Annotated in this window: 16 protein-coding genes and 1 tRNA gene; 5 read left to right on the forward strand and 12 right to left on the reverse strand. The window is 42.6% G+C overall.

Going from position 1 to position 14,412, the window contains the following annotated elements; genetic code table 11:
- Positions 1-62: 62 nt before the first annotated feature.
- From HYW21_07145 to HYW21_07155, 3 genes are read right to left on the reverse strand one after another with little or no spacing between them, the layout of a single operon-like run.
- Positions 63-1,514, reverse strand: a complete 1,452-nt coding sequence (locus tag HYW21_07145) for an aspartate ammonia-lyase (GenBank protein MBI2549098.1) — start codon at positions 1,512-1,514, stop codon at positions 63-65.
- A gap of 28 nt (positions 1,515-1,542) precedes the next feature.
- A complete protein-coding gene (locus tag HYW21_07150) occupies positions 1,543-2,232 on the reverse strand; it encodes a helix-turn-helix domain-containing protein (GenBank protein MBI2549099.1) in 690 nt (229 codons plus the stop codon).
- 34 nt (positions 2,233-2,266) lie between these two features.
- Positions 2,267-2,872, reverse strand: a complete 606-nt coding sequence (locus HYW21_07155; protein MBI2549100.1) for a Kae1-associated serine/threonine protein kinase — start codon at positions 2,870-2,872, stop codon at positions 2,267-2,269.
- Between the two features lie 77 nt (positions 2,873-2,949).
- On the opposite strand from HYW21_07155, the gene HYW21_07160 reads away from it, so the two are divergent.
- The 3 genes from HYW21_07160 to HYW21_07170 all read left to right on the forward strand — a co-directional run bounded on the left by HYW21_07160 (position 2,950) and on the right by HYW21_07170 (position 6,566).
- A tRNA-Leu gene (locus tag HYW21_07160) sits at positions 2,950-3,102 on the forward strand.
- A 319-nt stretch (positions 3,103-3,421) separates the two neighbouring features.
- Positions 3,422-5,890 (forward strand): hypothetical protein, encoded by a 2,469-nt coding sequence (locus HYW21_07165; protein ID MBI2549101.1) that lies wholly within the window; start codon positions 3,422-3,424, stop codon positions 5,888-5,890.
- 121 nt (positions 5,891-6,011) lie between these two features.
- Positions 6,012-6,566, forward strand: coding sequence for an S-layer protein (locus HYW21_07170; GenBank protein ID MBI2549102.1), 555 nt, complete (start codon positions 6,012-6,014; stop codon positions 6,564-6,566).
- 6 nt (positions 6,567-6,572) lie between these two features.
- On the opposite strand, the gene HYW21_07175 is transcribed toward HYW21_07170, so the two are convergent.
- Together HYW21_07175 and HYW21_07180 are read right to left on the reverse strand one after the other, a co-directional pair.
- Positions 6,573-6,884: a type II toxin-antitoxin system PemK/MazF family toxin gene (locus tag HYW21_07175; protein ID MBI2549103.1), complete on the reverse strand. Its 312-nt coding sequence runs from the start codon at positions 6,882-6,884 to the stop codon at positions 6,573-6,575.
- Positions 6,877-7,101 (reverse strand): hypothetical protein, encoded by a 225-nt coding sequence (locus HYW21_07180; GenBank protein ID MBI2549104.1) that lies wholly within the window; start codon positions 7,099-7,101, stop codon positions 6,877-6,879. The genes HYW21_07175 and HYW21_07180 overlap by 8 nt, the downstream gene beginning before the upstream one ends.
- A gap of 153 nt (positions 7,102-7,254) precedes the next feature.
- Here HYW21_07180 and HYW21_07185 point away from each other — a divergent pair, with 153 nt between their 5' ends.
- A complete protein-coding gene (locus tag HYW21_07185) occupies positions 7,255-7,452 on the forward strand; it encodes a hypothetical protein (GenBank protein MBI2549105.1) in 198 nt (65 codons plus the stop codon).
- Positions 7,449-7,703: a type II toxin-antitoxin system RelE/ParE family toxin gene (locus tag HYW21_07190; protein MBI2549106.1), complete on the forward strand. Its 255-nt coding sequence runs from the start codon at positions 7,449-7,451 to the stop codon at positions 7,701-7,703. The genes HYW21_07185 and HYW21_07190 overlap by 4 nt, the downstream gene beginning before the upstream one ends.
- A 53-nt stretch (positions 7,704-7,756) precedes the next feature.
- Here HYW21_07190 and HYW21_07195 read toward each other — a convergent pair whose 3' ends face one another.
- From HYW21_07195 to HYW21_07225, 7 genes are all read right to left on the reverse strand, one after another.
- Positions 7,757-8,044 carry a hypothetical protein gene (locus HYW21_07195; GenBank protein ID MBI2549107.1) on the reverse strand — a complete coding sequence of 96 codons (288 nt, stop codon included), beginning with the start codon at positions 8,042-8,044 and terminating at the stop codon, positions 7,757-7,759.
- A gap of 1 nt (position 8,045) precedes the next feature.
- Positions 8,046-8,201, reverse strand: a complete 156-nt coding sequence (locus HYW21_07200) for a hypothetical protein (GenBank protein ID MBI2549108.1) — start codon at positions 8,199-8,201, stop codon at positions 8,046-8,048.
- A gap of 119 nt (positions 8,202-8,320) precedes the next feature.
- Positions 8,321-9,208 carry a Fic family protein gene (locus HYW21_07205; protein MBI2549109.1) on the reverse strand — a complete coding sequence of 296 codons (888 nt, stop codon included), beginning with the start codon at positions 9,206-9,208 and terminating at the stop codon, positions 8,321-8,323.
- Positions 9,209-9,311: 103 nt separating this feature from the next.
- Positions 9,312-11,600, reverse strand: a complete 2,289-nt coding sequence (locus HYW21_07210; GenBank protein MBI2549110.1) for a hypothetical protein — start codon at positions 11,598-11,600, stop codon at positions 9,312-9,314.
- A gap of 5 nt (positions 11,601-11,605) precedes the next feature.
- The gene (locus HYW21_07215) at positions 11,606-12,637 is read right to left on the reverse strand and encodes a hypothetical protein (GenBank protein MBI2549111.1); all 1,032 of its coding nucleotides are present in this window, start codon (positions 12,635-12,637) and stop codon (positions 11,606-11,608) included.
- Complete coding sequence (locus HYW21_07220) at positions 12,634-13,488, reverse strand: hypothetical protein (GenBank protein ID MBI2549112.1); 855 nt, start codon at positions 13,486-13,488, stop codon at positions 12,634-12,636. Before HYW21_07220 ends, HYW21_07215 begins: the two co-directional genes overlap by 4 nt.
- Entirely contained in the window at positions 13,466-14,407 is a 942-nt protein-coding gene (locus tag HYW21_07225) for a hypothetical protein (protein ID MBI2549113.1), read from the reverse strand. The genes HYW21_07220 and HYW21_07225 overlap by 23 nt, the downstream gene beginning before the upstream one ends.
- Positions 14,408-14,412 lie beyond the last annotated feature (5 nt).

Here is a 14,412-nt window from a genome sequence, read left to right on the forward strand (position 1 = left end):
ACTGCCTTAATAAAACTTGCGATAAATAATCCGAAAACTGATGATATCTGGTACGGTTAATCCTAGCTCTTGTGGTTTTCTCTATCCTTTTGTGGGAGATCTTTTGGCAGATTTGGCCGGGTTAAGCTCTCTGGATCAAGGATGGCTGCTACTTTCTCTTTGTTCAAGAGGTTTTTCTCAACAACCAAGTCTTTCAGTGGGATTCCTGTACGACGAGCTTCTTTGACCAATGCAGCAACAAGGTCATACCCAAGGTAGGGATTAAAGGCCGTACCTACTGCGAGAGAATGCTCGAAGTACCATGCACACTGTTCTTTATTAACGGTAATTCCGATAATGCATTTGTTCGTAAATATGCGAACTGCATTGGTAAGGATTTCAAGTGATTCAAGAAGGGTATTGCCGATTAAGGGCATATGGGTGTTAAGCTCAAGGTTTCCTGCAGTTGCTGCCATGGTTATGGTTACATTATTTCCCATCACTCTGTAGCAGACCATATTCATCGCTTCAGGGATGCTTGGGTTGATCTTTCCCGGCATTATTGAGGATCCTGGTTCAACCGCAGGAAGGGTGATTTCATTAAATCCAGTTGTCGGACCAGAAGCCATTAAGCGTAAATCATTGGCTATTTTGTTGAGATCAATGGCAAGGTTATTCAGTAAGCCAGAGAGCGCAGCAAGATCAGTTAAGAACTGCGTGCTTTCAATACCATCACTGGTTACTTTATATTCTTCGGTTACCTTCTGTTTACTCTGTTCTGGTGATGCATTGAGATAGCGAATAATCGTAGCGCGAAATTCAGGATAGGTGTTAATCCCTGTACCAACGGCATTTCCTCCAATTCCTAATTCGCAGAGAAAGGTTTTGGTCTGTTTCAGTCGTTCGATGTGTTTTTGTATGGCAGTAGCATAGGCGGTAAATTCCTGACCTAAGGTAATGGGAACAGCATCCTGGAGGTGGGTTCGTCCTGCCTTACCTACCCGTACAAAAGCAGATGCTTTTTTCTCCAGTTCTTTTTTGAGTTGTGTTAAGCCATCGAGTAAGTCATTAACCAAATCAAGGGCGGTTATTCGTATAGCTGAAGGAATAACATTATTCGTCGATTGGCCTTTATTGACATCATCATGAGGATGCACGGGACTTTTCAGGCCTTTGTTACTTCCCCTGAGTTCATTGGCACGATTAGCAATAACTTCATTGACATTCATATTCGTGCTTGTCCCTGAACCTGCCTGAAAAATATCTACAGGGAATTGGTCGGCAAATTTTCCTTCGTTGATCTCATGGCATGCCTGCACCATGGCTGTTGTTTTCTCAGCACTCAAGAGACCAAGCTCATGGTTTGCCTGGGCGCATGCTAACTTCAGTTGGACAATAGCCGAGATCAGCTTTGGATGCCACGGTTTGCCACTAATGGGAAAATTCTGGAGAGAACGTTGCGTGTGGATACCAAAGTAAGCATCAGCTGGAACAGAAAGTTCTCCAAGAGAATCCTTTTCAGTGCGAAAAGTCATGTTTATACCGGAGAGATCTCATGTATTATTAAGGTTTTGGTTGGTTTTCGTGGATTAAGGTTCGTAAGAGATCGGGCATGACTTTCTTTTCTGCTCTCCGCAGATGTTCACGGAAGGTTGAAAGCGAGCATTTAGCCTCACCCGCGAGCTGTCTGAGTTCAACCTTTCGCGGATAATTATAATAGCCCCGTACAATAGCAAGATTTAATGCCCGCTTTTGTGGATCAGTCAGCTTGGGCAAAAACACCGGAAAGTAGATGTCCTTGCACTTTACCTGCTCGATTTTCAGGATCTTAAAGATCTCTAGGTCATGAATTTCGGTTTTTACCTCTTGAATCCACGTCATGAGATGGTTTTTGACGGTTGATCCCACTTCATAATATTCATAGCCTTCTGGATCATGATACACCGGTTTGGTAAGAAAAACATTCCTTCCTAATAGGGATGAAGGTATCCGTTCCCTGACTGGCTTTTTGCTCGTCAGCACTAAGGTATTTCCCTGCTGATCGAACTTCACGACATCAGGGTCATGTTTGAGAGCTTCCATGAAATTCTTGATCTGCTGGTCATTACCAAAGAGGGTTGCCATTCGTGAATACAGGACGTTGTTCCCTTCGGTATAATAATCAAGGGGAACAGCGAGCAGTTCAACGTGAAACGCCCTGCATTTGTTCCCCATCATACAGTTATGCCGGAGCTTGATCTTCATGATCCACATAGTTGTACCTCATTCTCTGCACTGATGTAGTGACCTAATGTTTTGCTTTATTCCTTCCCCGTTGTTGAACGTGTGCTAATCGTTGTAAGATCGCCTTGTGGTCAGGCGATGAGCTATAGCCTTTACAAAATGCAGACCAGCATGCATCTGCAATAGTATAATGTTTACTTGCCAATGCCTGTTGTAAGAGATGGAGGTCTACAGCTTTATCCTCTCTTTTGGTTGAAAAAAAGCTTAATCCAAAATCAACAAACACAATCTCCTTTTCTGGGGTAAGCATAATATTTGAGGTGGTAAGATCTCCATGGATGATATGGTTGGCATGCATGAGTCCAACGTACTTTCCGATGGTTGTGAAGAGCTGCATATACGGAGCGGACTCAAGGACATCGCTTAAGGTACTTCCCTTAATATTTTCCATGGTGACACACCTCCCTTTATCATCGATGGCCAGTAAACGAGGACAGGGGATCTTGAGCAGTGTTAATGTTTCCATGACCTTTGCCTCTCTCCGTGTCCGTTGTTTTCTTAAGACATCATCCAGTTCAGGAAGACGGTATTGCTTGGGTCTTCGCTCCTTGACAATGGCATCCTTTTCTTGTAAGAGAACTGCCTCAGCCCCTTGAGAGATGATTTTCATAAACTATTATTAATGGGGGAACTATTTAAACATTATGGCAAAGGTATAAATATAACTACGCCTGCACTGAGCGTAACGCGGGGATGCCGGAGTGGCCAAACACGGTAAGCAACTTACCTGGGTCAGACGGGACAGGCTTAGGCATTTCAAGGTGTGATGAGCCTTAGGGCAATGAAATGAAGACACCTGTTGGCTTAGTGCCTTCGCAGGTTCGAATCCTGCTCCCCGCATTCTTTTGCTTTCTCTTGCCAGCTCTTCTTCTCGATAAGCAAGGTTAGGGAAAGAATAGAGAAAACGAAAAATAACTGTTTCTATCGGGGAGGTACAAAAGGTTGGAAAGCCAAAATTCTTATCTTACAGGATTTGAAACCCCATCTACCCTTACCAGGGAAACAATCCATTGCGAAAACTTTATAAAGGAGGATGGATATACTTTACCAAAACAGTTCAACAATAGGCGCTTCGGCGAGGTAGAGTGCTGTCTTGCCGAGGAAGACCGTACTGAAAACGATTAAAGTACCCAAAAAAATACACATGGAGGTGTAGCGAATGAGGGTAAAAAAGGCGATTAGGAAAATTGCAGCCTTAGGAGCAGGAGCAACCATGCTAGGTGCAACGGTGCTCGGAGCAATGGCTGCTGATTTAAGCAACTATCCGAACCCACTATTCATCAAGGATGGTGTGTTTGATGCTGTTTTAGTTGTTGGTGATAATGCAGCAGCAGAAGACGTGGTTGGTGTGACCAACATTGCCATTGCAATGCAGGCTGCATCAGTCAAGAAGACTCCGGTCGATACTGGAGCTGGCAGTACTACGGTTGTACAAGGTGATGCTGCCCAGATTAAAGAAAGTACTGATTATGTTGAATTTAACGAAACGTTAAGTTCGGTAAAAACCTCAGTGACCAAAACAGATATCAAGGCTTTGGCTGATGCCAATACCGGTTCTGCACTGAACACCGCAAGCGTTTCCCAGGTTATTAACCTGCCGAATTCTACCAGAGTCATGTGGGAGCTATGGACAGATGTTAGTGATAAACCACAGGCCTATCTCAAGGTTGATGGAAGCAGTCTTGGTTACGAGTACAAGGCAACCTTTACTCCTGCCTGGAAATCTGATCACACCACTGCCAATAGTGGAGAACTCAAGAACTTTGAGAACAAGAAGATAACCCTTTTGGGGAAGGAATACACGATAACTGATACCGACCACAGCACTACTAACAATGTAGCACTTACCTTGATGGGCGGTGCAGGAACCTTTACCCAAAAAGAAGGAACGAGCAAGACCATTACCGTAAATGGCGTTGAATATGCCGTAACAGTTGATGCAGTTGCTTCAGGACCAAAGGCCTACTTCACGGTTAATGGAGAATCAACCGGAGACCTTGAAGAAGGAGAAACCTACCTCTTAAAAGATGGTAGTGAGTTGGGTGTAACCAATATGATTTACTATGGTTATGCATCCGAGATTGGTAATCAGGTTACCTTTACGGTTGGAGCTAAGAAAGTAAAGCTCACTGATGCCAACACCTCTAATAACAACTATGGTGGGTCCCTTGAAGTTGGTACCAACACGGTTGATGCTGTTGGTGTTGATATCATCACCGGAACTGATGCAGGAACAACTGAAGGTGCAGACGTTACTATTAGTGAAATCCGTGTCAAATACACGCCTTCAACGACACTCTATATTACACCAGGAACGACCATGGATGCAGCTGCTACAAAGGAAGAGGGTGAATCCGGAAATTTCTTCCTCAGTGCTTTTGATATTGACTACAAAGGCATGGACTATGGCAAGACCGAGGAAATCTCCTTAAGTGGTTCAGACAACTACTACAAGTTGAAATGGACCAACAAGTTGGGAGGAACTGCCAATGCGGAAATCTTTTCCATCAACGGAACTGGTGTCGTACTTGGATATTATTCCTCTCCGGTCAGAGACTTGGTTCTCAACGAAACAGAACCCATTGCTGATGAGGAATACCTTGTTGTTTCCAAGAACGAGTACAGCCACATCCTCCAGTATAGGGGAATAGACATCAGTAACACCCAGGCAAAGTTTGACGATGAGAACAATGCAGGCGTTACCTATGTGGGAACCTACACGGGAACAACCGGTACGGTAACTATTGATGGTAATTCCTACACTTTTGTCGTACCAAGTTCTCCGACAGCAACCTCATCGCTTACCTCGTTTGATATGAACGGTGATGGTGACTATGGTGATGTTGCAGGAGACAGTTGTTATGGTGCAACTGACGACTTGGCAGATGGTCTTTACACCCAGTATGGGGCCTGTATTGCGTTTAACACAACTGCGGAAAACAAGTTTTCCGTAACCAGCAACCAGATGGACGATGGTTCAACCAGAGTTACCTGGAGATCTGGTAATGTCTATGTTTCCAGTAACGAACTGCAGTACAACACAACCTCACCAACCCAGGGCTCAGAGATTTACAGCTATGCCCAACTTGGTGACTCAACGTTGTATGAGGCAGCAGACAAGTACGGAACAATCTACCAAGAGAACAGGCCAACCAGTGGTCAGAACTCTTTGAAGATTACCTTCCCGAAGCAACAGGCAATGGGTTTGGTCTATGTCACTGCAGGAGATACGACAACCTCAACAGGAACCAGCGGCGTCAATACTGATGACGTCCAAGAGATTGGTCTTGGTGCTGTTAAATTAGCATCTGAGATAGCCAATGTCAAGGCACAGAATGCAATTGTTGTTGGTGGACCATGTGTCAACCCAGCAGCTGCTACCTTGCTCGACAATCCAGCTGATTGTGCATCTGGATTTACTGAAGGAAAAGCGAAGATTAAGCTCTTCCAGAACGGTGACTATGTCGCTATGCTTGTTGCAGGATATAGCGCAGCAGACACCAGACGAGCAACCAATGTAGCCTCTGACTATGCAAGCTATAAGGACCAACTTACTGGTGACGAAGTTGAAGTTACCGGTACCAGCTTGACGGACATAACCGTTGGCAAGCCAACAGTAACTGGATAAGAGCGCAACGCTCTTTTTTCTCTTTTTTTCTTTTCCTTCTTGTTGTTGTTTATCTTCATGTTCCTGACATTCCTCTTATATGTAGGGATGAATAGTTTACGTTTAATTGTCGTTGATCACCATGAAACTTCGCTCGCTGTATAGTCTGTTATCAATGGTTCTTGCACTCTTTTTCTCTAGTTTCCTCATGCCTCAGGTAGATGGGGCTGATCTTCATGATTATCCAGATCTTTTCTTTGCTGATGGTCATTTCAATGGGCTTTTGGTGGTTGGTGATTATGCCAATGCAGCAGATGTGGTAGGTGTTACCTATGTTGCGTTGAGCTTACAGGCATACAGCAACACTGCCATTAATGTAGAGGCTGTTCGTTTGGCCTCTGAAATAACCAATGTCAGTGCCCAAAATCTGATTGTGGTTGGCGGACCTTGTATTAATACCGTTGCAGCAGAACTAATGGATTATCCAGTTCCCTGTACCAAGGGCTTCAGTCAGGGAATGGGATCTATTCAGCTTTATGAGCATCCTAATGGAAATATTGCTATTCTTGTTGCAGGATTAGAAGCCATTGACACCAAGCGAGCAGCGCTTGTTCTGGCAAAGTACGATCAATACCAGATTTCTGGAACGAATGTTGAGGTCACGACAAGCACTGAACCACAGATTCTTATTCGGTAACCTCTTTTACCGCAACCCATGCAGTCGCTGAACTAACTCATCAAAAATGTTCTTTTTCTTTTCACTCGATAGAGAAAATAATACTTTTTCAATCATAGCAGTCGAAACAGTAAAGATGTAGTTTAATTTAATGACACTATCCTTGAGAGCTCCATCCTTTTTTGTCAACAGTATGCCTTTCATTTCAAGATTGCTGGTGATACCAGCGACCACTACATTATCAAATTCGCTGAACAGCACTACGGCAGGTCTTTTTTTAATCTCAAACGTATCAGTAAACTGGACATGAGCGAGAACAATATCGCCTGGCTTAGGCATTTTCCCATGCCTCATCTTCTTTGTTGTCCCACAGTTCTTTCATCTTAACTTGCTGAGTTTTATGGAGAAACTCATCATATTGGTTTCTTTTCTTTATATTCTTACATGTATGAATCATCTGCTTAATCAATTCATTATAGGTCTGTCGAGGATATTCTTTCACTTCCTTTAATGATGCTACAACGGATTTCTCAAGTTGTATAGTTGTTGCGCTCATTATACATCACCAATAGTAGGTATATAATCAGTTATATATAAACTTTGCTTTTCTGATGAGTGGTTGTTTTTAAATGTGTAAACAGAATAGCAAATGGAACACCAGAATTGCCTGTCCGAAACGTTTATATAGAGAAGTAACATCAACTTCTTGGTGAAAGATATGACAAGGACAATAACGATAAATGAAGATATTTTTCAGGAAATGATACGGAAGAAAGAAGAATTCGATGTTATTGTGGAATCAATAGAACTTATGAATGCTCCTGAGGTGCGAGAATCAATAAGAAGGAGCAAAGAAGATATCAACGCTGGAAGAATACACAAGCTAAAGGATGTTCTCAAAAAATGAGTTATGAAGTTATATTAACCGACTCTTTCTTAAAGGATGTGAAAAAATTAAAGAATAAACCACTTGAAGAGCAGGTTCTCTACAAATTACAGGAACTTGAGGAGAGTCCAGAAAGAAACAAGAAACTACAATACGAATTGAAGGATTATTATAGAATAAGAGTAGGAAAACTTCGAATTCTTTACACCATTCAAGGCAATAGAGTTTATGTTGAAGTTCTCGTCAGAGGACATAAGTACGAAGAGGTATAGGGCGGGCAATAAACCTCACATGTGTTTTTAACTGCGTCTTTCGATCGTATAGCTCATTTGAAGATGTCAGAAACAGACTCTATTTTAATAGTCTTTTCTTTTTTAATCTTCGCAAGTTTCTTGATAAACGCTTCCTTGAGCGGTAATTCGTCAACAGGATGCCAGTCTATGCTCTCACAAAACGTCCAGTCGTCATCAGAAACTTCTCCGGTTTGAAGGTACTTTTCAAAAATCAGCTTCTTTCTGGTTTCTTCTTTAGCGATCTCGCTCCAATTAACCCATTCGAAATGCTTTAGCTTTTCCTTAAATTCACTGCTTATTGATAATGTTACCGATGCCACGTTAGAGCGCTCCTTTATTCTTCAATTCTTCAAACTTTAGCAATTCATGTATTCTAAGCTGGAATCTCTTTTTTAGATATTCAGCTAAGTTAATTTCAGGGAATTTATCAATTTCTTCTTTCAATTCCTTAGGTATTGATACCGTAAAGGTAGCCATAGTACGAGCACCCAACTTAGTTAATACACGAGAATTCGTTTGTCTATTTAAACTTTGCTTCTTTTGAGACGTTTATCTCTCACAAAACGTCCAGTCTTCATGAGAAATTTATTTTGTGGTCACTTGGCATATCTATAATACATTTTCAAATATCTCTTTACTAAAGATTGTACAAAAATATAGTCTTTGTTCTTCGTCTGGCTTCTCTCGAGAGCGTTATAATAACTGTTTCGGTTTGTATACTCAATGTTTAACATCGGATAGCTGTGCTTATGCAATACAAAATTCATCATTAATCTTGAAATTCTTCCATTACCATCGCTAAATGGATGGATAGTTACAAATTTCAAATGAACCAACGAAGCCAAGACTACGGGGTTTAGTTTACTTTTATTTTTATGGTACCAGCTACAAAAATCATGGAGCAAAATATCAAGCTCTGCTGGGAATGGTAGTTCTACTTTGCTTCGAGCAATAGCTACTTGATGCTTTCTTATTACCCCTGCAATATCAGGCTTGGTGTCTTGTAAAAGTAGCTTGTGCCAATAAAGTACCGTAGACAGACTTAAATCTTTCTTAGAGTCTAGCATTTCATAGAAAACTTTCCTATGAGCTTCTGCTTCTTTCACATCCTCTAGAGGCTTATTTCTGGGCGTTATGTGTTGCTGTAACAAATCAGCCGTTTCTTTCAACGACAGTGTACTACCCTCTATTCTGTTGGTGTTATACGTAAATCTAATCATAAATGATTCAATGTGCTGTTCTCTCGCAGAAGGGGGATAGGTAGAGAAATCCTCGCTAAATTTCTTCTGAATACTCTCAAGATTTTCGTTAAATTTCTCTAAGAATAGCTCGTGCATGAATTTTTCTTTAATTAATGCTGTATTCTTAGGCTCTTCAGAACCAAGATACTTTCTTTTGTTCCTAAATCTCTTACCTTCTCTGATGGTGTGTTCGAGATAATAATAAGTCTTACCTTTAACTGTTCTTATCCTCAGGTTCACCATAAACACAGGTATGCGTCACAAATATATAAATCTTGCTATTTTCATCAAAAAGTGACGTATAAGCATATTCCTGCTTCAAGATTTGTCCTGGAGAAGCATCATTTTAATCACAAGGTGGTCCTGGATGTGCACAATGTGTAGCAGGATCAGTAGCACTTACCGCAGCTGCTGTTGCAGTAGGATCAGGAGGTGGATCTACAGCAGTATGATCTAATGCAGCCCTCTCTTGAGCTTGTCGTTTCCAGTCATCTCTTTCCTCTTGGGTTGGTGGATCTTTTGGTACCTCATTATAGTCCACAGGAAGTTTATCAAAGCTATAGATTTCTTCTCCACCCCATATAGCTGCATAGGGACCTGTAGGGTAACTATCACTATCTGTGTAATAATATTTACCTTCTTTAACTCTTACCTCGTAATACTTTCCATCTGGCTGCTTGATGTACAGAGAATTAAACTCCAAATCGCCAAACAGATCATCAAGACCAACAGCATCGGGAAGTCCAGAGTTGATGGTAATTATGTCATTCTCTGTCCTTGTCCATTCTTTTCTTGCTTCTCCTGGAGAGTTGCGGGTTTCAGCGCCAGTCTCTCCATCTGGAGCTGGTTCAGCACTTTCTTCTGCTTCGTCCTTTGTTGCATCAGCACTTACTGCTGCTGCCTCAGGAGCACCACTCGTACCTGCAGCAGTGTCAATCGCATACCATCCATCTGGTTTCAGGGTACCTAAATCAATTGGAAATGTAACTAACTTATTTTTATCGTTGTCCCATGCGGTTACGTCGTTGAACAGAGTTGTGGAAGTGGGATCAACACTCACTCTCATTTGATTTAGGTCATTGATGCTGGCTATTTGACCGCCTCCTTTATTCTTACCAAGAGCGTCAAGAGGTTCTGTGGAGAAGGAGACCTGTGTTGTTGATGTTGGTTGTTTTTTTTCAGGATCTTGCGTTGTCCCTACCCATAAAGGTTGCTTATCAGGTATTCTGTTGTCATACTCGTAGAATAGCTCCTGGTTGTCAACATTGACTCTAGCTAGATCCTCTACATGATTCTCTTCAAAGTCAAACTCTTCTGTTGTTGCCAATTGTACCTTTTGTCCTTCAATGCTGGTGTAGAGGTCTTTATACATTCCCTCTACTGCGATATCGCTCTCACCCTTCTTTTGCGTTACCTTTCCTTGTCCCAGAAGCACAGTTTCAGTGCCGGTGAAAATTGCGACTGGAGTATTTTCATCCGTTCTGAGAGTCTCTATTGCAGTTACATCTCCGTTCAAAGCCTTCTCTCCGTCAGAACCTTCTTCAACGCCAAAGAGAACCCGGAGCCCATGGTCGGGGGCATTCTCAAACCGCGTAGCCGTACCTGAAAGAGCATCGGTAGCATATGCATCACCATCTTTAATGGTTGTTTCAGTCAACGCTTGAAGTCCTTGTCGGTCACTAAATCGAATTCCAAAGTAGTTTCCTTTTCCTTTCACATCGTATTTTTTTCCATTAACCTCTGTCAGAAAGGTGAATTCAACATCCAGTGTAGAGACAATAAGATTCGCGTCAGGATTAAACGTGACCGTGGCATCATTCTTCCCGGGCTGTGCCATAATATAATCACTTTCCCGGTTAGTAAACAATTTACCTTGGATTTTCCAGTTGCTCCCTTGAGCTAATGAAAAATGTCCTTCCACGAATTCAAATCTGACTGCAGGGTGGTCAGATTCTCCTTCTACTCTACGATACGTCACCCCATCTCGGGTAACTGTTCCAACTCCATTAATAATAAACTGATCACCTTCTAAGGTCATTGATGCTCCAGGTTCACCTCTAAATACACTATCCGTGCCTGCTACAGGAACCGTGACTTTTCCTCCTTTATCAGCGAATGTTACCTTAATTGAGTCCCCCTGCTCAGGATATCCCTCGTTAACGACAGTAATCATTGCTGCACTGTCAAACTCACAGGTCTTTCCTTGATAGATACTCTGACAATATTTCTCGGCAATGGTTTTATCTTTCTCAGCAGTCATACCATCTGGGAATAAGGTTGATGAGGTTAGGTAGTTGTGTGCATTATTGAGGGTGTTGTCTGTGTAGGTCTCACCACTATCACTGCTTTCCAAATATCGTTGAAAGAGATCCTTATTGCTCTCACTGACCTCGGGTTTATTTTCAAAATAGGTCTTTGCATAGTCTCCTTTATAGTTGGCTGTTAACCATTTCGGACAACTCTCTGGGTTAGTTTCACACCAGGTACTAAAATCTTCAACATTTTCACCAGTAAATTGTTGGTTTCCATCGTCAGAGTCACCCCCCCCGACATCTGTTTCTGCAGAGATGAGGGGTGAGAACACCACTAACACTACAAGTAACGTTATCCATAATGGTATCATCATTTGTTTCATCGTTATCAACCGGTTACATTAATCATAAGCATGATAAAGTCTGAGGCATTCAAGGGATCGGTAACCGTCACAATAGGTGTGTAAAGACCGGACTCAGTAGGGGTAAAGCTCACCATTCCCTCAGCATTAATCGTTGCTTGGTCATCGAGAATTGCATAGGTTAAGGGATCATGGTCAGGATCAACCGCAGTGATGTTCAGAAGAATTAAGCCAAGCGGTGCTTCATGGTATGGTTCTATGGTAATGATAGGCGCTCTGTTTCCTAGGCCAGGCTGCATCTGGACGGCAAAACTAAATTGTAACGGATAACCATTCAGTTGCGTGGTGTCCTCTCGTATGGTGACTACCTTCTCATAGGTGTCAAGATGATACACCGCTACATCTACGGGTTGTGCGGCAATACCGCTTAAGTCTATCATAGTGGGATCTGCAGCAAAGAGATCAACAACAGCATGCCCGACCGTAAGGACCTTGCCAAGAGGAACTGGAACAAGAACATTAAATGCATCTATCTGCTGCTCATTTCCTGGCGTAGCAATGGTGAGGGGGAATTGTGTCTGTACAAGGACATCTTCTTCACGGATTTGTACCGTGCTCTGCAAGGTTCCATAATTTGTAATGTTGTATCCCGGCAGGTTGTCTTCTAAGGCAAGAATACAGGAAAGGGCGAATTGATCAACATAGTCGGCAATCTGCTGGGCGATGAGCGTCGTAGAGGGTGAAATATCATTTCCCTGGTAAAACCAGTAAGAGGTGTTGGCGTAGAAGGTTGCAAGGGTTGGGATAGAAGGAGGAATCCAGATATAGCCTCCTTGAAATCCTGAGAAAAAAAGAGCATTCTTCGCTTCATTGCTCAGACAAGATTCCACATAGACCTGGGCAGTTGGCGCAACAACCAGTGATTCTTGCGCCTGTTCTTGTTGCTTTTTGGTTTCAGTGGTTGTTTTTCCTTTCGTGAGCGTAAATAAGGTACCAACCACAATAACGAGAACAATACCCACTATCAAGAACAAGGTTATTTGACCCTTTGTACTCATGCGTTAGCCTCTTTTGTGGTTATTTTTTGAGATATAGAGCCAGAGCTTCCTTTTATACCTTTTGGTTTTATGGACTTTGTTTTGATTGTTATTCTGCTCGATGCCACTGTGGTGATGACTTGGATGAAAAACAGCCGTGCCCAATCCAGATAGGCAAGGAACAGAAGAGCAATACAACCATACCATACGCCTGCTGGCAGTCCTTGCAAGGCAAAGATGAGAATGAAGAGCAGTACACCACCAACGCTTATAATTATAAGAGGGATAATAAATCGATGGATCTTGAAGAGCACGTGCATACTCTGAGCGAGTGATTTTTTGATCTGTTGTGGATCAAGAAGTGTGGAGAGAATGACCGTACCATAAACGTAAAGCGGGAGAAGGATGTACACCATGGTCCAGAAGAAGGCTTGTTCCTGTTGGATGGTGAGTAAGAGCAACAGAAACATTGCCCATAAAAGAAACCAGCCGGTCTTCATAAGAAAGAGCACACTGAAAAAACGTGCAGTATAGCGTTGTTGCATACAGTAGCGATAGATCCATCCCTTGATAATGGAGGAGAGCAAGAGAGTAGCAAGGATTGTCAAGAGCGTGATAAAGACAAATCGATAGGCTATCCCTTGCACAAAGGTAAGTAAGAGAGCAGGATCGTCAAACTGTCCAGGTTCTGTATTGAGAATGCCTGCACTATACGTGAGATAGCCATACCAAAGCAAGGCAATGAGGATGACATACACCAGATCAAGAGCAAGACCAACAAGTAACTGCTTTCCATCAAAACTCTTCTTGAGTTCTTTGAGGGCAAGAAGATCTCCAAGGCGAGAGGTGTTAAGGAATGGTGCGCTCATCATCACTACCTCCACCGTCACCCGGCCCAATATCTGGCGCTTCCCCTTGTGGAGCACTATAACTTAACATTCCTTCAACAAACTCATCCTGGTTAAGCAGAGGAACACAGACAGGATCTTCAATATCTTCCGCAGTATAACTTGCAGCCAAGTCTGGATTGTAATCTTCAATATACCGGACACAGAGATCAGTCCAGTATGGCTGGTCTTGAGCAACATTTTTGTCACTATAACTACTCGAGGTTTCATTCAGATAAAACTGGAAGAATCCACTTGCAGCTCCCTGCTGATTTCTGAGAAGGGTTCCACTCTTATTGATGACTGCATAGGTATTGGGGATGTTTCTGTTTTTCAAGTAAAGAGTAAAGTAGATGCTATCTCCGAGAGACCAGTCGAGTTTGTAGGAAAAGGTATCATCTCCTGTTTGGTAGTACCATTCTCCTGCAAGATAAACTGCATAGCGTCCAAATCCCTGGGAATCAACACGAAGCATTGCATCTTCAGGCACTCCTAAACCAAAATCAGACTTCTGGCACATCCACAATTCCCAGACAAAAGGATCTGCAAAATCATAAGGAAGTCGCCGTTCTTTTTCATAGTCAGTCCATCCGAGTTTTTCAGCAAGGTAGATTGAACTTGGATCTGGGGTTCGGAAAAATTGTTGTCCAGAAGGAACGCCAACCCCACCAAAGATGAAATTACACCATCCAGACCAACCTCTGTCTGAACCCTCAGTTGGAGCTGAACACGCTTTATCAGAGTGTACTACTGGACTTACGGTTGTTCCTATCCCTGCGTCTCCTCTTGTCTCCCCTTCATCCGGCCTATCACCTGTCCCTTCCACCCCTTGTGGTAGCACCAAGAGTATGCTTGTTGCTACTACTATCATCACCACTATGTTGAGGTATGCTCTGGAGTTCATGTTGT

Source organism: Candidatus Woesearchaeota archaeon (assembly GCA_016187565.1).
In the GTDB taxonomy this organism is placed as follows: Archaea; Nanobdellota; Nanobdellia; order Woesearchaeales; family JACPJR01; genus JACPJR01.